General features: G+C 67.8%; 20 protein-coding genes. 10 read left to right on the top strand and 10 right to left on the bottom strand.

Going from position 1 to position 23,473, the window contains the following annotated elements; translation table 11 throughout:
• Positions 1 to 76 precede the first annotated feature (76 nt).
• Together ACIF9R_RS11610 and ACIF9R_RS11605 are read left to right on the top strand one after the other, a co-directional pair.
• Positions 77 to 1,339, top strand: coding sequence for an MFS transporter (locus tag ACIF9R_RS11610; protein ID WP_399977647.1), 1,263 nt, complete (start codon positions 77 to 79; stop codon positions 1,337 to 1,339).
• A gap of 122 nt (positions 1,340 to 1,461) precedes the next feature.
• Entirely contained in the window at positions 1,462 to 1,959 is a 498-nt protein-coding gene (locus tag ACIF9R_RS11605; protein ID WP_399977645.1) for a hypothetical protein, read from the top strand.
• A gap of 94 nt (positions 1,960 to 2,053) precedes the next feature.
• Here ACIF9R_RS11605 and ACIF9R_RS11600 read toward each other — a convergent pair whose 3' ends face one another.
• A complete protein-coding gene (locus ACIF9R_RS11600) occupies positions 2,054 to 3,520 on the bottom strand; it encodes a CCA tRNA nucleotidyltransferase (RefSeq protein WP_399977643.1) in 1,467 nt (488 codons plus the stop codon).
• 200 nt (positions 3,521 to 3,720) lie between these two features.
• Between ACIF9R_RS11600 and ACIF9R_RS11595 the strand changes: the two genes are divergently transcribed.
• From ACIF9R_RS11595 to trxA, 7 genes are all read left to right on the top strand, one after another.
• Positions 3,721 to 6,105: a DUF6049 family protein gene (locus tag ACIF9R_RS11595; RefSeq protein WP_399977640.1), complete on the top strand. Its 2,385-nt coding sequence runs from the start codon at positions 3,721 to 3,723 to the stop codon at positions 6,103 to 6,105.
• A gap of 44 nt (positions 6,106 to 6,149) precedes the next feature.
• Complete coding sequence (gene murJ / locus ACIF9R_RS11590; RefSeq protein ID WP_399977638.1) at positions 6,150 to 8,471, top strand: murein biosynthesis integral membrane protein MurJ; 2,322 nt, start codon at positions 6,150 to 6,152, stop codon at positions 8,469 to 8,471.
• 142 nt (positions 8,472 to 8,613) lie between these two features.
• Positions 8,614 to 10,302 (top strand): serine/threonine protein kinase, encoded by a 1,689-nt coding sequence (locus ACIF9R_RS11585; RefSeq protein ID WP_399977635.1) that lies wholly within the window; start codon positions 8,614 to 8,616, stop codon positions 10,300 to 10,302.
• A 28-nt stretch (positions 10,303 to 10,330) separates the two neighbouring features.
• Positions 10,331 to 11,050: an RNA polymerase sigma factor SigM gene (sigM, locus tag ACIF9R_RS11580; protein WP_399977633.1), complete on the top strand. Its 720-nt coding sequence runs from the start codon at positions 10,331 to 10,333 to the stop codon at positions 11,048 to 11,050.
• On the top strand, positions 11,047 to 11,964 hold the full coding sequence (locus ACIF9R_RS11575; RefSeq protein WP_399977631.1) for an anti-sigma factor family protein: 918 nt from the start codon (positions 11,047 to 11,049) through the stop codon (positions 11,962 to 11,964). The genes sigM and ACIF9R_RS11575 overlap by 4 nt, the downstream gene beginning before the upstream one ends.
• A gap of 189 nt (positions 11,965 to 12,153) precedes the next feature.
• Positions 12,154 to 13,122 (top strand): thioredoxin-disulfide reductase, encoded by a 969-nt coding sequence (gene trxB, locus ACIF9R_RS11570; RefSeq protein ID WP_399977629.1) that lies wholly within the window; start codon positions 12,154 to 12,156, stop codon positions 13,120 to 13,122.
• Between the two features lie 41 nt (positions 13,123 to 13,163).
• A complete protein-coding gene (trxA, locus tag ACIF9R_RS11565; RefSeq protein ID WP_399977627.1) occupies positions 13,164 to 13,496 on the top strand; it encodes a thioredoxin in 333 nt (110 codons plus the stop codon).
• Positions 13,497 to 13,606: 110 nt separating this feature from the next.
• Here trxA and ACIF9R_RS11560 read toward each other — a convergent pair whose 3' ends face one another.
• The 9 genes from ACIF9R_RS11560 to rpmH form a co-directional block, all read right to left on the bottom strand.
• Positions 13,607 to 14,224: a GNAT family N-acetyltransferase gene (locus ACIF9R_RS11560; RefSeq protein ID WP_399977625.1), complete on the bottom strand. Its 618-nt coding sequence runs from the start codon at positions 14,222 to 14,224 to the stop codon at positions 13,607 to 13,609.
• A 324-nt stretch (positions 14,225 to 14,548) separates the two neighbouring features.
• Positions 14,549 to 15,646 (bottom strand): ParB/RepB/Spo0J family partition protein, encoded by a 1,098-nt coding sequence (locus tag ACIF9R_RS11555; RefSeq protein WP_399977622.1) that lies wholly within the window; start codon positions 15,644 to 15,646, stop codon positions 14,549 to 14,551.
• The gene (locus ACIF9R_RS11550) at positions 15,643 to 16,719 is read right to left on the bottom strand and encodes a ParA family protein (RefSeq protein WP_399977914.1); all 1,077 of its coding nucleotides are present in this window, start codon (positions 16,717 to 16,719) and stop codon (positions 15,643 to 15,645) included. Before ACIF9R_RS11550 ends, ACIF9R_RS11555 begins: the two co-directional genes overlap by 4 nt.
• A 347-nt stretch (positions 16,720 to 17,066) precedes the next feature.
• Positions 17,067 to 17,786: a 16S rRNA (guanine(527)-N(7))-methyltransferase RsmG gene (gene rsmG, locus ACIF9R_RS11545; protein WP_399977619.1), complete on the bottom strand. Its 720-nt coding sequence runs from the start codon at positions 17,784 to 17,786 to the stop codon at positions 17,067 to 17,069.
• 121 nt (positions 17,787 to 17,907) lie between these two features.
• Positions 17,908 to 18,420 carry a protein jag gene (locus tag ACIF9R_RS11540; protein WP_399977617.1) on the bottom strand — a complete coding sequence of 171 codons (513 nt, stop codon included), beginning with the start codon at positions 18,418 to 18,420 and terminating at the stop codon, positions 17,908 to 17,910.
• Between the two features lie 15 nt (positions 18,421 to 18,435).
• Positions 18,436 to 19,704 carry a membrane protein insertase YidC gene (gene yidC / locus ACIF9R_RS11535; protein WP_399977614.1) on the bottom strand — a complete coding sequence of 423 codons (1,269 nt, stop codon included), beginning with the start codon at positions 19,702 to 19,704 and terminating at the stop codon, positions 18,436 to 18,438.
• Positions 19,705 to 19,707: 3 nt separating this feature from the next.
• Positions 19,708 to 20,082 carry a membrane protein insertion efficiency factor YidD gene (gene yidD / locus ACIF9R_RS11530; RefSeq protein ID WP_399977611.1) on the bottom strand — a complete coding sequence of 125 codons (375 nt, stop codon included), beginning with the start codon at positions 20,080 to 20,082 and terminating at the stop codon, positions 19,708 to 19,710.
• Complete coding sequence (gene rnpA, locus ACIF9R_RS11525) at positions 20,079 to 20,450, bottom strand: ribonuclease P protein component (RefSeq protein WP_399977608.1); 372 nt, start codon at positions 20,448 to 20,450, stop codon at positions 20,079 to 20,081. Before rnpA ends, yidD begins: the two co-directional genes overlap by 4 nt.
• 21 nt (positions 20,451 to 20,471) lie before the next feature.
• A complete protein-coding gene (gene rpmH / locus ACIF9R_RS11520) occupies positions 20,472 to 20,609 on the bottom strand; it encodes a 50S ribosomal protein L34 (protein ID WP_003975051.1) in 138 nt (45 codons plus the stop codon).
• Positions 20,610 to 20,984: 375 nt separating this feature from the next.
• Between rpmH and dnaA the strand changes: the two genes are divergently transcribed.
• Positions 20,985 to 22,934 (top strand): chromosomal replication initiator protein DnaA, encoded by a 1,950-nt coding sequence (gene dnaA / locus ACIF9R_RS11515; RefSeq protein WP_399977606.1) that lies wholly within the window; start codon positions 20,985 to 20,987, stop codon positions 22,932 to 22,934.
• The last annotated feature ends 539 nt before the right edge of the window (positions 22,935 to 23,473 follow it).

The raw sequence follows: 23,473 nt of genomic DNA, 5'->3' as shown, positions 1-23,473 counted from the left end.
ACCTCCCGCTGTGAGCCATTGAGGGTCTCCGGGTCGTATGGCCCGGAGACCCTCGACGTATGTGAGGCTGTGCCCCATGGCCGTCGTCGGTGACCTGCGCGTTCTGCTGCGATTTCAGGGCTTCAGACGCCTGCTCGCCGTCCGCCTGCTCTCCCAGGGTGCCGACGGCGTCTTCCAGGTCGCGCTCGCCTCCTATGTGGTCTTTTCTCCGGAGAGGCAGACATCGGCCGCGGCGATCGCCGCCGCGATGGCCGTGCTGCTCCTCCCGTACTCCGTGGTCGGCCCCTTCGCCGGGGTTCAGCTGGACCGATGGCGCCGCCGCCAGGTCTTTCTGTACGGCAATCTGCTGCGCGCCCTGATGGCTTCGGTGACCGCCCTCCTCATCATCGGCCGGGTGCCCGACTGGCTGCTCTTCGTCTCCGCGCTGTGCGTCACCGGTGTCAACCGATTCGTCCTCGCGGGCCTGTCCGCGGCGCTGCCGCGCGTGGTGGACCCCGAACGGCTGGTCGTCGCCAACTCCCTTTCCCCGACCGCCGGAACACTCGCCGCCACCGCGGGCGGCGGCCTCGCCTTCGTCGTCCGTCTGGTCGTCGCCGACTCCGACGAGGCCGTGGTGCTCGTCGGCGCCGTGCTGTACCTGTGCGCGGCCCTGGCATCGCTGCGCATGGCGAAGGAACTGCTTGGCCCCGAACCGGCCTTGCTACGCCCTCGGCTGAGCACGGCGCTCGGCGGCGCCGCCCGCGATCTCAGGGCGGGGGTACGTCACCTCGCCGCACCTCCACGCAGGGAAGCGGCCTGTGCCCTCACGGCGATGTCGCTGATGCGGTTCTGCTACGGCGCCATGCTCGTCCTGCTGCTGATGCTGTGCCGGTACGCGCTGACCTCGACCTCGGAAGAGGGACTCGCCCTGCTGGGCCTGGCGTTGGGTACCTCCGGTGCCGGCTTCTTTGTAGCGGCCGTCATGACGCCCTGGGCCGCCGGGCGGCTCGGGCCGGGCCGCTGGATCGTGGTGTGCGCCGCGTCGGCGGCCTTGCTGGTACCCGCGTTGGGCCTGCCGTTCGCCACCGGCCCACTCCTCGCGGGGGCGTTCGTCCTGGGACTGACCACGCAAGGCGCCAAGATCGCCACGGACACCATCGTCCAGTCCGCCGTGGAGGACGGCTTTCGCGGCCGGGTCTTCTCCCTGTACGACGTCCTGTTCAACGTGGCCTTCGTCGGCGCCGCGGCTGTGGCCGCCCTGATGCTGCCCCCGGACGGCCGATCGGTTCCGCTGGTCGTAACAGTCGCCGTTATCTACGGGGCGGTAGCTGTGTTTATGGCCCGGTTTGAACGCCGGTAAGTGTCACATCAATGCCACATTGCCTGATCCGGCGGCCGGATTGTCAGTGCGGACCGGTAGCTTACGTGCGTCTTATCAACGCATCTTTCGCGCCACGCACCTATGTTCTAGGGGGACCCCAAGTGACCACTCCGCCGCCTCAGGGCAACCCGTTCGCCCAGGGCCAGCAGCAGCCCACCGGCCAGCCCCAGGGCCAGTACCCGGCCCAGGGAGGCTTCCCGCAGCAGGCAGGTCAGCCGGGGTTCCCCCAGCCGGGCACTCCCGTTCCGCCGCCGCAGCAGGGTCGCAAGCTCAGCTTCAAAACAATCAAGAACATCGTCATCGTCCTGATCGTCGCCGGCGTGGCTGTCGGAGCCTACGTCAGCAGCCGGGACGACGCCGACACCGCCGCGGTCGGCGACTGCATGCACCGGGGCAGCACGGACGACAACAATCCCGACCTCGAGGTCGTCGACTGCGGTGACGCGAAGGCCCAGTTCAAGGTCCTCGCCAAGGTCGAGGGTAGCTTCACCGGTCTCACCGCCCAGACGAAGTGCGAGGCGGAGGCCAAGGACTTCCAGTACTCCTACACGGAGACCGCGGGCAGCAAGAGCTTCCTCCTCTGCCTGAAGGACAAGTAGGACAGACACCAAGGGTGGTGTTTCACGTGAAACACCACCCTTGTCACGTCAGCGGGGTCATGTTTCACGTGAAACATGACCCCGTTTCACGGTCTCACCCGGACTGCTTCGCCCACCATTCCTTGAGTGCCGCCACCGCCGCGTCATGCTCCATCGGACCGTTCTCCAGCCTGAGCTCCAGCATGTGCTTGTACGCCTCACCGACCGCCGGACCCGGCTTGACGCCGAGGATCTCCATGATCTGGTTGCCGTCGAGGTCCGGACGGATGGCGTCCAGCTCCTCCTGCTCCTGCAGCTGAGCGATCCGCTCCTCCAGACCGTCGTAGGCACGGGAGAGCGCGGCGGCCTTGCGCCGGTTGCGCGTGGTGCAGTCCGAGCGGGTCAGCTTGTGGAGCCGCCCAAGGAGAGGTCCGGCGTCGCGGACATAGCGACGGACGGCGGAGTCCGTCCATTCTCCCGTGCCGTAGCCGTGAAAACGCAGATGCAGCTCGACGAGACGCGATACGTCCTTCACCAGCTCATTGGAGTACTTCAGCCCCGTCAGACGCTTCTTCGTCATCTTCGCCCCGACCACTTCGTGATGGTGGAACGAGACACGGCCGTCCTTCTCGAACCGGCGCGTGCGGGGCTTGCCGATGTCATGCAGCAGGGCCGCCAGCCGAAGGGTCAGGTCGGGGCCCTCTTCCTCCAGGGCCATCGCCTGCTCCAGAACGATCAACGTGTGCTCGTAGACATCCTTGTGCCGGTGGTGTTCGTCCCTCTCCAGGTGGAGCGCCGGCAGCTCGGGCAGCACGCGATCCGCGATCCCGGTGTCCACGAGCAGGGACAGGCCCTTACGGGGGTGCGAGGACACGATCAGCTTGTTGAGTTCGTCCCGCACGCGCTCGGCGGACACGATCTCGATCCGGTCGGCCATGTCCTTCATCGCCGTGACCACATCGGGTGCCACCTCGAAGTCGAGCTGGGCGGCGAAACGGGCCGCCCGCATCATCCGCAGCGGATCGTCCGAGAAGGACTCCTCCGGCGTGCCCGGGGTACGCAGCACCCGTGCCGCAAGGTCGCCGAGACCCCCGTGCGGATCGATGAACCGCTTCTCCGGCAACGCGACGGCCATCGCGTTCACGGTGAAATCACGACGGACGAGATCCTCCTCGATGGAGTCGCCGTACGACACCTCCGGCTTGCGTGAGGTGCGGTCATACGCCTCCGACCGATAGGTGGTCACCTCGATCTGGAAGCTCCGGTCGACGCCTTCGACGCGGGCGTCCTTCTGCACGCCGACCGTGCCGAAGGCGATTCCCACCTCCCAGACGGCGTCAGCCCAGGGACGCACGATCTTCAGTACGTCCTGTGGACGGGCGTCCGTAGTGAAGTCCAGATCGTTTCCCAGGCGGCCGAGCAGCGCGTCCCGCACCGAACCGCCGACCAGGGCGAGTGAGAACCCGGCCTCCCGGAAGCGGCGGGCGAGGTCGTCGGCGACAGGGGCGACCCGCAGCAGTTCACTCACGGCGCGGTCCTGCGCCTGGCTCAGGGCACTGGTCTCTTCATTGGCATTCGGCACAACAGAAGAGGGTACGTGGCCCGAACGACGGAAAGCTCCTCCATTTGGTGTGCGCGGACACCCCCGCCGATACACGGACAAGGGCCGCGTCCGCCTCACGTGCGCACCGGTCCGTGGCACTTCCTCTCAGCGCACCTCGTTACCATGCGTGGACGCACATTTCCGACGACCACTGACGACGACGAGGGACGGGCGAGCGCGTGGCCGAGGCGGCAGACTTCCAGGGGACACGTCCCTCACCTGCCCGCCGCTGGCTGCGGCGCACCGGAACGCTGCTCGCCGGAGCGCCCCTGCTGGCGGGACTTCTCCAGTTGCCGGCCGCGTCACCCGCGGACGCCGTCGCACCGGCCGCGGCACAGGCCCCCACCGAAGCGGGGTCGGTCTCCGTGTCGGTCGACTCCCTCACTCCCGGTGCGCCCGCCGAGGGCGACACCGTGACCGTGACCGGGACGGTGACCAACAAGGGCAAGCAGACCGTCACCGACGCCCACGTCGGCCTACGGGTGGGGCCACTGCTGGACACGCGCTCGGGCATCGACACCGCCGCGAAGAACAGCGACGACCTCCAGAGTGCCGTCGGCTCGGAGATCGACGACAAGTACGCACAGGATCTTCCCCCGCTCACTCCGGGTGTCTCGCGGCCCTTCACCCTCTCGGTACCGGCGGACGAGCTGGACCTCGGACGGGACGGCGTCTACCAGCTGGCGGTCTCCCTCTCCGGAGAGACCGCCAAGCAGCCCTGGAAGCAGACCCTCGGCGTCCAGCGGACGTTTCTGCCCTGGAAGCCCGAGAGATCCGGCACCAAGACGAAGACGACGTTCATGTGGCCACTGATCTCCACGGTGCACATGACGGCGCAGACGGGTTCGGACGAACAGCAGACGCCGGTGTTCCACGACGACGAGCTCGCCAAGGAGATCTCCCCGGGCGGCCGACTGGACCGGATGGTGGCGCTGGGCAAGAACCTCGGCGTCACCTGGGTGATCGATCCGGACCTGCTGGCTTCCGTGGGGGCGATGGCCGAGCGGTACGAGATTCCCGGCGAGGGTGACGACACCATCGTCGGTACCCACCAGTCGGTCGCCAAGCGATGGCTCACCGAGGTGCAGCAGGCGGTGGCGGACAAGGAGGTCGTCGCGCTCCCGTTCGGCGATCCCGACCTGGCTTCCCTCGCTCACAACGGGACGTCGGTCACCGGATCGCTGAGCCATCTCAAGGAGGCCACCGATGTCGCCTCCGACACCGTGGAGTCGATCCTCCACGTGACGCCCACCACGGACTTCGCCTGGCCCGTCAACGGCGCCATCGACCCCTCCGTCGTCCGGGTCGCCACATCCGCCGGGGCCGACAAGGTGATCGCTCGCAGCGACACCTTCGAGGAGACCGGCCTGACGTACACGACCTCCGCGCCCCGCCCCATCGGCGGCGGCACCACGGCCGTCGTCGCGGACGCACGACTGTCCACGTCGTTCCAGGGCGACATGACCAAGGCCTCGACATCGACGCTCGCGGTGCAACGGTTCCTGGCCCAGAGCCTGACCCTCGGCCTCCAGACGGACCGGCAGCGCAGCGTCGTCGTCGCACCGCAGCGCACACCGTCCGCGAGTCAGGCCCGGGCGATGGCCGAGGCCATCGAGATCCTCCAAGACGCCACCTGGTCCGAGCCCCAGGCCCTCACAGCCGCCGCCGGGGCGGAACCGGACCCCGCCGCCGCCACCGAGGTCCCCCGGGCCTCGTCGTACCCGTCCTCCCTGCGCAAGCAGGAGCTCCCGAAGTCGACGTTCGAGCAGATCGCCAGGACCCAGGCCAAGCTCAACAGGTTCAAGGTGATCCTCTCCGCCCAGTCCCGCGTGGTGACCCCGTTCGGACGCGCCCTGAACCGGGGCATGTCCGTGTCCTGGCGGGGCCGGCAGTCCGAGGCCGCGATCTACCGGAGCGGCGTCGAGTCCTATCTGGACGGGCTGATCAGCCAGGTGAGGCTGATCGAGAAGTCGGAGACCAAACTCTCCGGCCGCAGTGCCACGATCCCCGTGACGGTCCAGAACAATCTGGTGCAGGGCGTCGAGCATCTGGTACTCCGGCTCACCTCGACCAACCCCACCCGTCTGGAGATCGGCGGGGCCGCCTACGAGGAGCAGCCCGTCACCGTCTCCGGCGGGCACAGCCAGTCGGTGAAGTTCACCACGTCCGCCAATGCCAACGGCAGGGCGACGGTGATCGCCCAGTTGTACACGCAGGACGGCGACAAGTACGGCTCCCCCGTCACGTTCGACGTGAAGGTCACCGAGATCACCGCCACGGTGATGCTGGTCATCGGAGGTGGTGTACTGCTACTCGTCCTCGCCGGCTTCAGGATGTACACCCAGCGCAAGCGCGCCGCGGCCCGCGAGGCCGAGGAGCAGGAACGCCAGACGGATGAGAACGCCGACGACCCGCAGAACCCCGGAGCCTCCCGGACACGTCTCTCCCAGGAGCCCGCGACGGGCTCGCGGGAGGACGACCCCGAGCAGCCGAGTGACCCGGCACCGGACACCGCACCGGAGAACGCCGACCCGTCCGGCACGGGTGAGAGAGTGGACCGTTGAGGATGTCGTGGCCGGTCGGCCCGGGACGATGAGGTGGGGTAACCATGAACGCGCCGTACGACGGTGACCGCGGCCATGCCGCGGGCAACTCGGGCCATCCCGAGTCGGACCCCCCCGAGGGTCCGCCGCCCGGGCACGACCAGGTACCGCAGCCAGCCGCGGACCCGTACCTCCAGGACGCCTACGCCCAGGATCCCTACCAGGCGCGGGACATCGCCGCCCAGGACCCGGTCGCGGAAGCGCTCTACGACCGTGCCGCGCACCCGCCGCCCCCTCCGGGCGCCTACCCACCTCAGCAGCCGCTGTACGGGCAGCCACCGCAGTCCCCGTACACTCCCGATCCCCGGGTGTGGGCCCGGCCCCCGGCACCGGAGCCGGACGGCCCGACGCAGTACCTGCCCTACGGCGACGACCCGCACACGACCCAGTTCGTGGGCGTGGACGACCTGGTCGGCCAGGCCAGGGACCAGCGCCACGAACCGGACGCCTTCGCTCATCTCTTCCGTGATCAGCAGCAGGGCGGTGCCTTTCCGGACCAGCAGCAGGGCGGTGGCCATCCCCGGCACGGCGATGGACCCACCGGGCCCCCGCCGGTGAACGGCGCGCAGCACTACGCGTCCGCGCCTGTGCCGGGCCCCTCGACCCCGGCACCCGGCCACTACGCCGGTGCCACTCCGCCTCCCGCCGCCGAGGCACCGGTCCCGGAACCCGTTTCCGCCCCCGCACCGAAGAAAGGCGGCCGGGCCGGGGGACTGCTGAAGTCGAGCGCCGTGATGGCGGCGGGCACGATGGTGTCACGCCTCACGGGCTTCATCCGGTCCGCGATGATCGTCTCGGCGCTCGGTCTCGCTCTCCTGGGTGACTCCTTCCAGATCGCGTACCAGCTGCCGACCATGATCTACATCCTGACCGTCGGCGGTGGCCTCAACTCCGTCTTCGTACCGCAGCTGGTCCGGGCGATGAAGGACGACGAGGACGGCGGCGAGGCGTATGCCAACCGCCTGCTGACGCTGGTGATGGTGGCCCTGGCCGCGCTCACCGCCCTGGCCTGGCTGGCCGCCCCTCTGCTGGTGCGCGCGCTGTCGAACCCCGTCGCGAGCGACCCCGCGGCCAACGAGGTGGCCGTCACCTTCACCCGCTTCTTCCTGCCCTCGATCTTCTTCATGGGCGTCCACGTGGTGATGGGTCAGATCCTCAACGCGCGCGGCCGGTTCGGCGCGATGATGTGGACCCCCGTTCTCAACAACATCGTCATCATCGTCACCCTGGGCACCTTCATCTGGGTCTACGGCACCGCCGGGGACTCCCAGATGAAGGTCACCAACATCCCGCCGGAAGGTGTGCGGCTGCTCGGCGTCGGCGTGCTGCTCGGACTCGTCGTCCAGGCACTGGCGATGATCCCGTACCTGCGCGAGACCGGCTTCCGGATCCGCCCGCGGTTCGACTGGAAGGGACATGGTCTCGGCAAGGCGGCGATGCTCGCCAAGTGGACCATCCTGTTCGTCCTCGCCAACCAGGCGGGCGCGCTGGTCGTCACCCAGCTGGCCACGGCATCCTTTGTCGAGACGAAGATCGCCGGCACGGGTATCACTTCCTACGCCAACGCCCAGCTGATCTGGGGCCTGCCCCAGGCCATCATCACCGTCTCCCTGATGGCCGCGCTCCTGCCCCGTATCTCGCGCTCGGCGGCCGACGACGACGCTGGTGCCGTCCGCGACGACATCTCCCAGGGCCTACGCACGACGGCCGTCGCGATCGTGCCGATCGCCTTCGGCTTCGTGGCACTCGGCATCCCGATGTGCACGCTGATGTTCGGCTCCTCAGGTACCGGCGCGGCCACCAACATGGGCTACATGCTGATGGCCTTCGGCCTCGGCCTGATCCCCTACTCCGTGCAGTACGTCGTCCTGCGGGCCTTCTACGCGTACGAGGACACCCGAACCCCCTTCTACAACACGGTCATCGTGGCCGCGGGCAACGCGATCGCGTCGGCGGTCTGCTTCCTCGTACTCCCTGCCCGCTGGGCCGTGGTCGGCATGGCCGCCTCCTACGGTCTGGCGTACGTAATCGGTGTCGGCGTCGCCTGGCGCCGGCTGCGCGACCGGCTGGGCGGGGACCTGGACGGCGCCCGGGTGCTGCGGACCTACGCCCGGCTGTGCATCGCCTCCGTTCCCGCCGCACTGGTCAGCGGAGCGGCCTGCTACGGCATCAGCCAGGCGCTGGGCCAGGGGGTCGTGGGCTCGTTCGCCGCGCTGCTGGGCGGTGGGGCGGTTCTGCTCGGGACCTTCTACGTGGCGGCCCGGCGGATGCGGATCGAAGAAGTCAACTCGCTGGTCGGTATGGTGCGCGGACGCCTGGGACGCTGAGGCAGGGGGTAGGCGCACAACCATCACCCGCCCCCGTGTGTCGTGCATAGCGGCGGACTGTGGGCACAATTGGTCTCGGCGCCGGCCGGCGCGCGACGGACGTCGGCCTATGGCGCTATGGATGGGGAGGCAGGGAACGACGGTGGCGGAACGGAGCACAGCTGCCGTCGACGTGGCAGACAACAGCGGCGAGCAGCCGCTGACCGCACAGGCGGACCAGTCCACGGCCGACGGGGTGGCCAAGAACCGGGAGCGGGACACGGACAGCGACGAGGCACAGGAGAACGCCGGGGCCGACGGTTCCGGGAAGATCTCGCCGCCCGAACTGCACAGCGGCCACAAACTCGCCAGACGCTACCGCCTCGAGGAGTGCGTCACCCGACTGGACGGATTCAGCAGTTGGCGTGCCGTGGACGAGAAGCTCCGCCGCGCCGTGGGCGTGCACATCCTGCCCGCCGATCACTCACGTGCCCGGTCCGTGCTGGCCGCGGCCCGGTCCTCCGCCCTGCTGGGCGACCCCCGTTTCGTTCAGGTACTGGATGCCGTCGAGGAGAACGACGTCGTCTACGTCGTGCACGAGTGGCTTCCCGATGCCACCGAGCTGACCGCGCTCCTGGCGGCGGGACCGCTGGAGGTGTACGACGCCTACCAGATGGTCAGTCAGGTCTCGGCCGCCATGGCCGCGGCACACCGCGAGGGCCTCGCCCATCTGCGTCTGAACCCCAATGCCGTCCTGCGCACCTCGACCGGCCAGTGGCGCATCCGCGGTCTCGCCGTCAACGCGGCGCTGCGCGGTGCCAGCTCCGACACCCCGCAGCGGACCGACACCGAGTCCATCGGTGCCCTGCTCTACGCGGCGCTCACCCAGCGCTGGCCCTACGAGAGCGACGCCTACGGCATGTCCGGCCTGCCGAAGGACATCGGGCTGATCCCGCCCGACCAGGTACGGGCCGGTGTCCACCGTGGCCTGTCCGAGCTGGCGATGCGCGCGCTCGCCAACGACGGCGCGACCGCCTCGCGCCACGAGTCGCCATGCACCACCCCGGAGGAGTTGGTGAAGGCGATCGGCGAGATGCCCCGGATCCGTCCGCCGGAGCCCGCGTTCACCACCCCGCCCGACTACCAGCGCACCACGTACCAGCAGGGCACCTACGGCCGTCCCGCGCCGCACCCCGGTGTCACCCAGCAGGCACCGGTCCCGCCTCCCCCGCTCCAGAGCCGCACGGGCAAGGCCCTGAAGTGGGCCGTCTCGGCGCTGCTGATCGCGGCACTGGGCCTGGGCAGTTGGCAGTTGGCGGATGCCCTCATGGAACAGGGCGGCAAGGCGGACGAGACCAATAAGACCCAGACGACGGACGGCGACGACAAGAGTCCCAAGAGGCCGGTCAGCAAGCCGATAGGGATTCAGGACGCACAGGACTTCGACCCGTTCGGCAGCGACGGCTCCGAGAAGCCGGGTGACGTGGGCAAGGTGTACGACAACGCGCCCGACACGTACTGGCAGACGGACTACTACCTGAGCTCGGACTTCGGCCGGCTGAAGTCGGGCGTCGGAGTGATCCTCGACCTCGGCAAGGTCCAGCAGGTGGGGAAGGTCACCGTCACCTTCGTCGGAGACACGTCGGTCGAGTTGCGCGCCGCTTCCGGCGACACGCAGCCCACCTCCTTCGACGGTTTCTCCAAGCTCGCCGAGGGGTCCGGTTCCACGGTGACACTCAAGCCTCAGAAGTCGGTCGAGTCCCGGTACCTTCTGGTATGGCTGACAGAACTGCCGCAGACCAGTGACGGCAACTTCCGTGGCCGTGTCGTGGACGTCAAGGTGAGCAGCTAAGCCTTCTGCGACAAGGGGAGGAGGGCCAATGGCGGACGGCGCCGATGAAGGGACGAGTGACCGGGAACTCCTCACTCGTCACGTGGACGGCGACGCGGACGCCTTCGGTGAGCTCGTACGGCGGCACCGGAACCGGCTCTGGGCCGTGGCTCTGCGGACACTGGGCGATCGTGAGGAAGCCGCTGACGCCGTCCAGGACGCCCTGGTCTCCGCCTACCGGGCCGCCCACACCTTCCGCGGCCAGTCCGCCGTCACGACGTGGCTGCACCGGATCACGGTGAACGCCTGCCTGGACCGTGCCCGCAAGGCGGCCTCCCGGAAGACCGCACCGGTCGACGACACGGAGCGCCTGGAGCAGTTGCTGGAGCCACACGAGTCCGCCTCGGCGCCCGCGGAGCGGAATGATCTGCATCGCCAGGTCATCGACGCGATGGGTACGCTTCCGCCCGATCAGCGGGCCGCACTGGTCCTCGTGGACATGCAGGGCTATCCGGTCGCCGAAGCCGCCCGGATCCTCGATGTGCCCACCGGCACGGTGAAGAGCCGGTGTGCTCGTGGCAGAGCCAGACTCCTGCCCCTGCTCACGCACCTGCGGCCGGACGGCAGCGGTGAGGACGCGAGGGGCGCGGCACGGAACCGGACCCAGGTGACGTCCGTCCCACCCGCAGCGGGTCACCGACAGCCGGACCCGTCGGACACTGGAACGATTGACCCGGCTGCATCGAAGGGCGGAGGTGGGCGAGCGTGACGTCGGCGAAGGACATGGCGGAACACCCGGACGTCGCGGAGATCTCCGACCTCACCGAAGGGCTCCTCCCTTCGGCCCGAAGCGCTGACGTACGCCGGCATCTGGATGCGTGCGCCCTCTGCGCGGACGTCCAGGCCTCACTCGAGCAGATCCGGGATCTCCTGGGCACGGTACCGGGTCCTGCCCCTATGCCCGCCGAGGTCGCGGGACGTATCGACGCGGCGCTCGCCGCGGAAGCCCTGCTGCACGCCACGGCACCCGGGGCTGCCGAGGAAAATCTCGTCACCGCGTCTTCATCGCCAGGCGACGACCAACCGCATGTTTCACGTGAAACATCGGTGCCTGCTGACCGACCGGCCGGGCACTCCCATCCCTCCACGACAGGGCCGGGGCGTAAGGGGCGCTTGCGGGCTGGGCGCCGACGGGTCGCCGTCCTGGGGACCGTCTTCGCCGTAGCCGCCCTGGGTCTCGGTTCTGCAGTGCTGTCGTCCCTGAACAACGACACAGGGTCCGAAACGGGGGACCGGGCGACCGCGGCGGACACCTTCTCCGAAGACGAACTGGAGAAGCAGGTCACCGATCTCCTGGCGCGGAGCCAAGGGCAGGGCCATCGGAAGGGCTCCGGATCTCCGCAGACCTTCGGACTGGAATCGGAGTCCGGCGGCGCCGCGAAACTGAAGGTTCTCAAACAGCCCATGGTCCCGGAGTGCATCCGCGAAGGCATCGGGCGCAACGACCCCGCTCTCGCCACCGAGCAGGGCATATACAAAGGGAAGCAAGCACTGCTCGTCGTGCTTCCCGATACATCGGACGAGACCCGTGTCACCGCTTACGTCGTCGAAACGACGTGTGTAGGGAGTCAGCCCTCGGCCACAGCGGCAGAGATACTGCTGAAGCATTCCTACACACGCTGACGATCCGCGCTTGGTATCCGCCCGCGTGGGATCCCCCTCCAGTGCATGCCTTCTCTGCCATCACGGGCTCAGCGCGTGTGCGTGGACACAGCGGGAATGCGCGCCCCTTAGGATCCGTTGGGTGGGATGAGAGTCCCGAGAGAAGCTTCCCCGGTCGAACGAAGCAGACCAGAGACGAGGAATCCAGCCGTGAGCGACGTCCGTAACGTGATCATCATCGGCTCAGGGCCCGCCGGCTACACGGCGGCGCTCTACACCGCCCGTGCGTCGCTGAAGCCCTTGGTGTTCGAGGGCGCCGTCACCGCCGGCGGTGCGCTGATGAACACCACCGATGTCGAGAACTTCCCCGGTTTCCGGGACGGCATCATGGGCCCCGAGCTGATGGACAACATGCGCGCCCAGGCGGAGCGCTTCGGTGCCGAGCTCGTCCCGGACGACGTGGTCTCCGTCGATCTGACAGGGGAGATCAAGAAGGTGACGGACACGGCCGGCACCGTCCACCAGGCGAAGGCCGTCATCGTCACCACCGGCTCGCAGCACCGCAAGCTGGGCCTGCCGAACGAGGACGCCCTCTCCGGCCGGGGAGTCTCGTGGTGCGCCACCTGTGACGGCTTCTTCTTCAAGGACCAGGACATCGCCGTGATCGGTGGTGGCGACACCGCGATGGAGGAGGCCACCTTCCTCTCCCGCTTCGCCAAGTCCGTGACGATCGTCCACCGTCGTGACACGCTCCGTGCCTCCAAGGCGATGCAGGAGCGTGCCTTCGCCGACCCGAAGATCTCGTTCATCTGGGACAGCGAGGTCGCCGAGGTCCAGGGTGACCAGAAGCTCTCGGGTCTGAAGCTGCGCAACGTGAAGACGGGCGAGCTCTCCGACCTGGCGGTGACCGGGCTGTTCATCGCGATCGGTCACGACCCGCGCACCGAGCTCTTCAAGGGCCAGCTGGAGCTGGACGAGGAGGGCTACCTGAAGGTCGACGCACCCTCGACCCGCACCAACATCACCGGTGTCTTCGCGGCCGGTGACGTGGTCGACCACACCTACCGTCAGGCGATCACCGCGGCCGGTACGGGCTGCTCCGCGGCCCTTGACTCCGAGCGCTTCCTCGCGGCACTCGCGGACGGGGAGAAGCCCGAGCCCGAGAAGACCGCTGTCTGACTCTCACCCGCCCCGTGCATCAACCAGTTAAGGAGCCCGCAGTGGCAGGCACCCTGAAGAACGTGACCGACGATTCCTTCGAGCAGGATGTCCTCAAGAGCGACAAGCCTGTTCTGGTGGACTTCTGGGCCGCCTGGTGCGGCCCCTGCCGTCAGATCGCTCCGTCCCTCGAGGCGATCGCCTCCGAGTACGGGGACAAGATCGAGGTCGTCAAGCTGAACATCGACGAGAACCCGGGTACGGCCGCCAAGTACGGCGTCATGTCCATTCCGACCCTGAACGTCTACCAGGGCGGCGAGGTCGCCAGGACCATCGTCGGTGCGAAGCCGAAGGCCGCGATCGTTCGCGACCTCGAGGACTTCATCGCCGACTAAGGGCAGACCGCCTCTCCGGCGGTGCGTGTTTCACGTGAAACACGAATGGGCCGGCCCTCAGGGCCGGCCCATTCGCATGAAGTCCATGAAGGGACAGCACAGGTCGCCCGTCAGAGCGGCCGTAGGGCCGGCTCCTTCTGCACGGCTCCGAGCAGTCGGTCCAACGCCATTTCCACGTCTTCCTTCCAGGAGAGCGCCGTCCTCAACTCCAGCCTCAGCCGGGGGTACGTGGGGTGTGGCCGGACGGTCTTGAAGCCCACAGCCAGCAGATGGTCTGCGGGCAGGACGCAGGCAGGTTCCTTCCAGCGGGCGTCACCGAAGGCCTCGATCGCCTTGAAGCCTCGGCGGAGCAGGTCCTTGGCCACCGTCTGCACCATCACCCGGCCCAGTCCCTGCCCCTGATGGCTGGGCAGGATGAACGCGGTGATCAGCTGCACGGCGTCAGGCGCCACCGGGCTTGTGGGAAAAGCCGTGGACCGAGCCACATAGGCGGGCGGAGCGTAGAGGACGAAACCCACAGGGGCATCGTCAACGTAGACGACTCGGCCACAGGATCCCCAGTCCAGGAGGACCGCAGAGAGCCACGACTCCTTCTCGAGCACGGACGTTCCGGCCTTTACCGCCGCCTCGCCGCTGACGGGATCCCGCTCCCAGAAGACGCACGAACGGCAACGCTGGGGGAGATCCTGAAGGTTGTCCAGCGTGAGCGGTACGAGCCGACGGCCCATAAAGGCTGTTCCTCGCTTCCTTCGCGCGCTGCCTCACAGGCGGCTGTCAGAGCACTCCGTTCCCTGAGCAGGCTCCCGATGAAGCCGCTGACGGCGCCCACCCCCAGCCCCGCGCTCACCAGCCGGTACGGCTCATCATTCGCATGGCTCCTGCCTTGCTCTGAGAGGTACTGCCGGGTGGATGCGCCCTGTCCCCACGCATCGTATCCATGAAGAGATTCCATCGATACCGGCGAAAAGCAAAGGGTGGACCGTGTCCCCGGTAGCACACCGGACACGGTCCACCCTGCGCGACTGATCGGCTCGGCCGGCACAGCCGACGGCTCAGGACTCGGTCTCCGCGGAGTCGTCCTCCACCAGACTCCTCTGCAGTACGGGACCTTCCCCCGGGGCAAGGGTGCCGAGGATGCGCTCCAGGTCTTCCATGGAGGCGAACTCGACGGTGATCTTGCCCTTCTTCTGCCCCAGGTCGACCTTCACCCGGGTCTCGAACCGATCCGAGAGGCGCGTCGCCAAGCCCGTCAGGGCCGGCGACACGAGAGCCCCGGCACGCGGCCCTCTGGAACGCTGGGCCTTCTGCGGCCGCGACCCCATCAGGGTCACGATCTCCTCGACGGCCCGCACCGAGAGGCCCTCGGCCACGATCCGGTGGGCCAGCCGGTCCTGCTCCTCGGAGTCCTCGACGGACAGCAGTGCGCGTGCGTGTCCGGCGGACAGCACACCGGCGGCAACCCGGCGCTGAACCGTGGGCGAGAGCTTCAGCAGACGCAGTGTGTTGGACACCTGGGGGCGGGACCGGCCGATGCGGTCCGCCAGCTGGTCGTGCGTGCAGTTGAAGTCCTTCAGCAACTGGTCATAGGCGGCAGCCTCTTCCAGCGGATTCAGCTGAGCACGGTGCAGGTTCTCCAACAGCGCGTCCAGGAGAAGCTTCTCGTCGTCCGTGGCCCGCACGATCGCCGGGATGGCCTCGAGACCCGCCTCGTGGCACGCCCGCCACCGGCGTTCGCCCATGATGAGCTCATACCGCCCAGGCTCGACCTGGCGTACCACGACCGGCTGGAGGAGGCCGACCTCCTTGATGGAGGTGATCAGCTCGGACAGTGCGTCTTCGTCGAAGACCTCACGCGGCTGCCGAGGGTTCGGCGTGATGGCGTCGAGAGGGATCTCAGCGAAGTAGGCGCCCATGGGCGGCGCGGGCACGACCGCAGAGCCCGCCTCCGAGTGCTCCTCCGTTTCACGTGGAACAGGCGGCAGCGTGGCCACCTTCGCCGCCGCGACCCCACGCTCGTTCGACAGCACCGGAACCGATCCGGGCGACGTGGAGGCGGCACCTCCCACCGCGGCCGGCGGAACCGTCTTCTCTGCGGGGCCAGGGATCAATGCACCGAGACCCCGGCCCAGCCCCCTCCGTCGATCACTCACTGAACGCCCTCCACCATGCTCGGATCATTCTGCTGTGCGCCGATGTGCGCCTGCGATGCGTCGTAGCTGACCCCGACACCTCTCAGCGCAATCTCCCGTGCCGCCTCGAAGTAGGAGAGGGCACCACTCGATCCAGGATCGTAGGTCAGTACCGTCTGGCCATAGCTCGGCGCCTCCGAGATCCGGACGGAGCGAGGGATACTCGTCCGCAGGACCTCGTCTCCGAAGTGGGTGCGCACCTCGTCCGCGACCTGCGACGCGAGTCGCGTACGGCCGTCATACATGGTGAGCAGGATCGTCGATACATGCAGGGCGGGATTAAGGTGTCCCCGTACCAGGTCGACATTGCGGAGCAACTGGCCCAGCCCTTCCAGTGCGTAGTACTCGCACTGGATCGGGATCAAAACCTCCTGGCCGGCCACCAGGGCGTTGACCGTGAGCAGGCCGAGGGAGGGCGGACAGTCGATGAGGATGTAGTCCAGCGGCTGCTCGTAGGCCTGGATGGCCCGCTGCAGCCGACTCTCACGCGCCACCAAGGACACCAGCTCGATCTCCGCACCGGCGAGATCGATGGTGGCCGGAGCGCAGAACAGCCCTTCGACATCGGGGACCGGTTGGACAACCTCCGCAAGCGGTTTGCTCTCCACCAGCACGTCGTAGATGGAGGGCACTTCGGCGTGGTGGTCGATACCCAGGGCCGTGGACGCATTGCCCTGAGGGTCGAGATCGATCACCAGCACACGCGCACCGTGCAGAGCCAGCGACGCCGCAAGGTTGACCGTGGTCGTCGTCTTGCCGACGCCCCCCTTCTGGTTGGCGACCACGATGACGCGTGTCTGCTCAGGCCGTGGCAGGCCCTCACCGGCACGCCCCAGAGCCTCCACTGCCAGTTGGGCAGCACGACCGATGGGAGTGTCGTCCATCGGAGGCGGTGTTTCACGTGAAACATCCGCCCCCATCGATTCGGTACGGGGACCGGGGACCGGATCGGTCATCGGTCCCGCGATGTTGGCGTCGGACCGCAAGGATTCACTCTCCTCGACTTCAGGCTCGCAATGAACAGAGCCTCCCATGCCTTCGGGGTCGTGAACCAGTGAGGCTTGACGTTCTGTGGAGAAATCCACCTCTGTGGACAACTCCACACCCCGCGAAGGGGGTGGCGTTTCGTCGGAAACAGGCCCCTGTCCGAGCGAACCGAGGGGCTTCCGTTCACGGGGTTCGGCCGCGGCGCGGCCCCGACTGATGATGCCGTGCAGCAGTGAGCGACGTTTCACGTGAAACACGATGCACAGCAGCCGGGCCCGCGATGCCGCGACACTCCGGCATGCATGGGTTTGGGAGCTTGTGTGGAGTACGCCCCATCCTCAGAACGGGCCATGCGCCCCTCGAACCCTCCACCGCGGGAGGGCGTCAGCGTTCGCTATCCGCGTCGGCGACGAACCCGGCCCGTGCGGGCCGCCTTCGCCCGCTTGGCCGCGAACCGAACCCCTCCAGGGCTCTCCCCGACCTCGACCTTCACCACGGTGGACATCGGATCCACGACACCCTCACCCACATGCACGATCGACGTCGCCACGGCTCCCAGCTTGCTCAATGCCGTGGCGGCACTCTTCAGCTCCTCCTCGGCGGTGTCGCCCTTGAGTGCGAGCATCTCCCCGTACGGCCGCAGCAGTGGGATACCCCATGCGGCAAGACGGTCGAGCGGGGCCACGGCGCGGGCAGTCACCACGTGCACCGGCGGCAGCTTCCCCATGACCTCTTCCGCCCGGCCGCGCACGACCGTGACATGGTCAAGACCCAGCAGCTCCACGACCTCAGTGAGGAAGTTGGTACGCCGAAGCAACGGCTCCAACAAAGTGATCTTGAGGTCTTCCCGGACCAGAGCCAGGGGAATGCCCGGCAGGCCGGCTCCCGAGCCGACATCGCACACGGTCACCCCCTCGGGAACGACTTCCGCGAGTACCGCGCAGTTCAGCAGATGCCTCTCCCACAGGCGGGGCACCTCCCGCGGACCGATCAGGCCTCGCTGCACGCCCGCCTCGGCGAGCAACTCGGCGTACCGGACCACATCCGCGAAGCGATCACCGAACACCTCACGTGCCTGCTCAGGCGCAGGGGGAAGCTCCGCTGCCTCCGTCACTGGGGAACCGTCCTTCCGTACGGTGCCGACACGGTACGCCGGCACCAGAACCAGCACTAACAGGCTGACAAAATTCGGCCCCGTCTGCGCAACAGACGGGGCCGGTGGAACGTGAAGCCGATCAGGCGGGAAGCACGACGACGAAGCGCTGCGGCTCCTCGCCCTCGGACTCGCTGCGCAGGCCGGCCGCCTTGACCGCGTCATGCACGACCTTGCGCTCGAACGGCGTCATCGGGTCGAGCCTCACGGGGCTGCCGCTGCTCCTGGCCTCGGCGGCCGCCTTCGCACCGATCTCGGACAGCTCGGCGCGCTTCCTGGCCCGGAAGCCGTCGATGTCGAGCATGAGGCGGCTGCGATCCCCGGTCTCCCGGTGCACGGCCAGACGCGTGAGCTCCTGGAGCGCCTCCAGCACCTCCCCGTCGCGGCCCACCAGCTTCTGCAGATCACGGCCGCCCGAGTCGCTGATGATCGAGACAGAGGCGCGGTCGGCCTCGACGTCCATGTCGATGTCGCCGTCAAGGTCGGCGATGTCGAGCAGACCCTCCAGGTAGTCCGCCGCGATCTCGCCCTCCTGCTCCAGGCGGGTCAGGGTGTCTGCGCCCTCGGCAGCGGCGGAGGTGGTGCCTTCCGTCACGGGATGGACTCCTTCTTACTTCTTGGACGGGGACTTGGGCCGCTGCGGGCCCTTGCGCTGTCCGGACTGGGCCTTGCTGCGGGTACTGCCGGCAGGCTTGGCATTGCCCTTCTTGGCAGCGGAGGCGGGCTTGGTGTCCTCGGGCCCGCCGGACTTGGTCAGCGAGGTGGTGGACTCCTCCGCCGCCTTGGCCGGACCGGACTGGCGCTGGGACTTGCTCTGCCGCTTGGGCTGCTGCCGCTTGGGGGCGGCTCCCGTGGCCGTACCGTCTTCCGCCTGGGCCACGGCGGTGCTTTCGCTCTTGATCACCATGCCGTCGGGCTGAGCCGCGAGACCTGCCTTGTTCAGACCGTTGATGAACTTACGCTCGTACTCGTTGCGGTCTCGGCCCTTGGCGACGATGGCCTTGACGATGGCACGTTCACGGCGATTGCGGGTCCTGCTGTGCCGGGTGACGTGCTTGGAAAGGCGCTCCAGGTATGCGGCCTGGGCCTTGGAACCCGGCGTGGGGTTGTTGTGGATCACGTACATCTGCTGGCCCATGGTCCACACGTTGGTGGTCAGCCAGTAGACGAGGACACCGACCGGGAAGTTGATACCGAAGACGGCGAACATGATGGGGAAGACGTACATCAGCATCTTCTGCTGCTGCATGAACGGCGTCTTCACCGAGGTGTCGACGTTCTTCGTCATCAGCTGACGCTGCGTGTAGAACTGCGACGCCGACATCAGGACGATCATGATCGCGGTGACGACACGGACATCGGTCAGCGAGGAGTTCAGAGCCTCGAGCTTGTCCGAGCTGTCCGTGAACTTCGCCGCAAGCGGGGCACCGAAGATGTGGGCCTTCTGCGCGCTCTCAAGCAGACGCTCGTTGATCACGCCGACGGTGTCGTTCGAGGCGATGCTGTTGAGCACGTGGTAGAGGGCGAAGAAGAACGGCGACTGAGCCAGGATGGGAAGACACGAGGAGAGCGGGTTGGTACCCGTCTCCTTGTAGAGCTTCATCATCTCTTCGGACTGGCGCTGGCGGTCGTTCTTGTACCGCTCCTGGATCTTCTTCATCTCCGGCTGGAGCGTCTGCATCGCGCGCGTCGCCTTGATCTGCTTCACGAAGAGCGGAATCAGGCAGATACGGATCAGAATCACCAGGGACACGATGGACAGGCCCCAGGCCCACCCGGTGTCAGGGCCGAAGATGGCGCCGTACACGCTGTGGAACTGGACGATGACCCAGGAGACAGGGGTTGTGATGAAGCTGAAGAGGCTGGCAATCGTGTCCACTAATCATGCTCCTTGGGCATGGGACGAGGTCTCTGCGGCCGGGCTCGAAGGACTCGTCCGACTCGTGGGAGAAGTCTGTCCTTCGGTGGCCGGTTCGGCGGCGGAGGTCCCGCCCTTGCGTGCACGCCAGGCGTTACGCAGCATTTCGTGCCACCGCGGACGCTTGCGCGGCGGGACATGGTCCACACCGCCCAGCGACCACGGATTGCACCGCAGGATGCGCCAGGCCGTGAGTGCAGTGCCCTTGAGGGCACCGTGCCGGTCAATGGCCGTGTAGCCGTAGTGGGAACACGACGGGTAGTACTTGCACACCGGTCCCAGCAGTGGACTGATCGTCCACTGGTAGATCTTGATCAGAGCCAGCAGCGGATACTTCATCGCGCGCCCCCTCCCAGCAACCGCCGCAGGGCGGCGTCCAGGTCTCGGGCCAGTTGTGCATGGTCGGCGTCGCCCGCACCGGGCAGCGCTCGTACGACTACCAGGCTACCGGGGGGCAGCTGGTCGACTCGCTCGCGCATCAGGTGGCGAAGCCTGCGCTTCACCTTGTTGCGCACCACCGCGCCACCCACCGCCTTGCTCACGACGAAACCCGCACGCACCGGGGGAGCGCTCTCCCCAGGCGCATGCGGGTCCGTTGCACCGCTACGAAGGTGGACGACGAGGTGCTGGCGCCCGGCCCGGCGCCCTCGTCGTACCGCGGTCGCGAAGTCCTCGCGCCGCCTCAGCCGGTTGTCGGTGGGCAGCACGACGTCATGACCTGACCGGGATCAGGCGGACAGACGGGCGCGACCCTTGCTGCGGCGAGTCGCGAGAATCGCGCGGCCGGCACGGGTGCGCATACGCAACCGGAAGCCGTGGGTCTTGGCGCGACGGCGGTTGTTCGGCTGGAAGGTGCGCTTGCTCACTCGGGGGCTCCAGAAGAAATCGATGTTTGCGGGGTGCCGTCCTGGCTGTCACCGTGCGCCCACGAGTAGCTCGCGTTACGCCCGAGTGCACCGCTGACCGATCATTGTGCGCGATCTGTGCCCATCGGAGGCAGGCGGCAGCAGCCATCGACAACTCGACCTGTTTACGGTACGCGCGGCTGCGCCATTCGGTCAAACCAGCGGTCGCCGGGAGACACTTGTCCACAGCCTGGGGACAACAACTTGAACCATACCGGCCGCGCTGACTACCGTGACTGGACTCCGATTCGTTCCCTTGACCCTCCACCACCCGATTTACATCCCGACCCGTCCTCCGCATCACACGATCGAGGGACCTGTGAGAGAGCGTGCCCTGTGGCTGACGTACCTGCCGATCTTGCCGCAGTGTGGCCACGCGTTCTGGAACATCTGCTCGGTGAGGGTCGCGGGCAAGGGGTCGAGGGCAAGGACGAGCACTGGATCCGGCGCTGTCAGCCACTGGCCCTGGTCGCCGACACCGCACTGCTCGCCGTACCGAACGAGTTCGCCAAGGGTGTGCTCGAGGGACGCCTCGCACCCGTCGTCAGCGAGAGCCTGAGCCGCGAGTGCGGCCGCCCGATCCGGATCGCGATCACGGTCGACGACACCGTCGGCGAACCACCGACCCCGCCGGCGCCCCGGCCGCAGCCGCGCTACGAGGAGCCGGAGCTCCCCACCGTCCGCCCCGACCACCGCGAGCGGCCGGACCGGCCGGAGCGCGAGTCGTACGAGGGATACGAGGGCTACGGCCGCCGCCGCAACGATCAGCAGCCGGGCCCGTCCGGGGACCAGCTCCCCACGGCCCGCCCCACCTACCCTTCGGAGTACCAGCGGCCCGAGCCGGGTTCCTGGCCTCGGCCGCCGCAGGAGGAGTACGGCTGGCAGCAGCAGCGCCTCGGCTTCCCCGAACGGGACCCGTACGCCTCGCCGTCCCAGGACACCTACGGCTCGCAGGACTCGTACCGCCCCCAGGACGGCTACGGCCCGCAGGACGGCTACGGCGGCTCACCCTCGCACGACTACCGCCCGCAGTCGGTGGAGCGGCCGTCGTCCTACGAACAGCAGCGCTCCGACTACGACTCCTCGCGCGGCGAGTACGACCAGCGCGACGCCCGGCACCGTGAACGGCCCGAACCGTCCTCCGGCTCGGGGCACGTCCACCGCGGCGGCCCCATGGGCCCGAACCTGCCCACCACTGGGGCACCGGGCCCACTGGCGGCGCAGCCGGCACCTGCGACCGGCCCCGGTGAGCCCACCGCGCGGCTGAACCCGAAGTACCTCTTCGACACGTTCGTCATCGGCGCGTCCAACCGCTTCGCGCACGCGGCGGCGGTCGCGGTCGCCGAGGCACCGGCCAAGGCGTACAACCCCTTGTTCATCTATGGGGAGTCGGGACTCGGCAAGACACATCTGCTGCACGCGATCGGTCACTACGCGCGGAGCCTCTACCCGGGCACGCGGGTGCGGTACGTGAGCTCGGAGGAGTTCACCAACGAGTTCATCAACTCCATCCGCGACGGCAAGGGCGACAGCTTCCGCAAGCGCTACCGCGAGATGGACATCCTCCTCGTCGACGACATCCAGTTCCTGGCGGACAAGGAGTCGACGCAGGAGGAGTTCTTCCACACCTTCAACACGCTGCACAACGCCAACAAACAGATCGTGCTCTCCAGCGACCGGCCGCCCAAACAGCTGGTCACACTGGAGGACCGGCTGCGGAACCGTTTCGAGTGGGGACTGATCACCGACGTCCAGCCACCCGAGCTGGAGACCCGCATCGCGATCCTGCGCAAGAAGGCGGTGCAGGAGCAGCTCAACGCCCCGCCGGAGGTACTGGAGTTCATCGCCTCCCGAATCTCGCGGAACATCCGTGAGCTGGAGGGGGCGCTGATCCGGGTGACGGCGTTCGCCTCACTCAACCGGCAGCCGGTGGATCTGGGGCTGACGGAGATCGTCCTGAAGGATCTGATGCCCGGGGGCGACGACTCGGCGCCGGAGATCACCTCGACGGCCATCATGGGCGCCACCGCCGACTACTTCGGCCTCACGGTGGAGGACCTGTGCGGCACCTCACGCGGACGCGCGCTGGTGACCGCCCGGCAGATCGCCATGTACCTGTGCAGGGAACTGACGGACCTGTCGCTGCCGAAGATCGGCGCACTGTTCGGTGGCCGTGACCACACGACGGTGATGCACGCGGACCGGAAGATCCGCAATCTGATGGCCGAGCGGCGCTCGATCTACAACCAGGTCACCGAGCTCACCAACCGCATCAAGGCCGGCTGAGGGTCCCTGATCCGACCAGGGCGCCTCCGGAAGGATCCGGAGGCGCCCTTCTTCGTGCGTCTGCTCGCGCGTCTGCCGCCCCGCGCTGTTCGATTTCAGGACCGGGTTACGGCCGTCCTCCACAGATTCGGTGACTTTCTCCCGTCCACATGCTGGGGACCGGGAAGTTGTCCCGATCGTGTCCACAGCTCGGCCGGTCGAGGGAGGATCGATCCAGGTCAACTGCCTGTGGATTCGTGGACGAACGATCTCCACAGACTGTGGACGGAGCGATGATCCACAACCTGTGCACAAGGTTTTCCACGGACAACCCACAGGCAGCGGCCGGTTGTCCCCAGCGATCGCCGGCTTCTCCACATGCCTGTCCACTGTTCGGCAACGCGACGCGCTCTCTCACCGGGGCGAGTGAAAGGCGTCACACCAGGCTGCCGCAGGGGCCTGTGGGAAAGCGCCGAAAACCTGGGGACGGGGCTGGGGAGAACTCGGCCCTCCCTGTGCACGGTGTGTGCAGAACTTTCGGTTCTCCACAGAAACCCCTG

It is taken from the genome of Streptomyces sp. NPDC086080 (assembly GCF_044540255.1).
Lineage (GTDB): Bacteria > Actinomycetota > Actinomycetes > Streptomycetales > Streptomycetaceae > Streptomyces.
The sequence above is the reverse complement of the archived record's forward strand: the minus strand, read 5'-3'. Positions and strand labels throughout refer to the sequence as shown.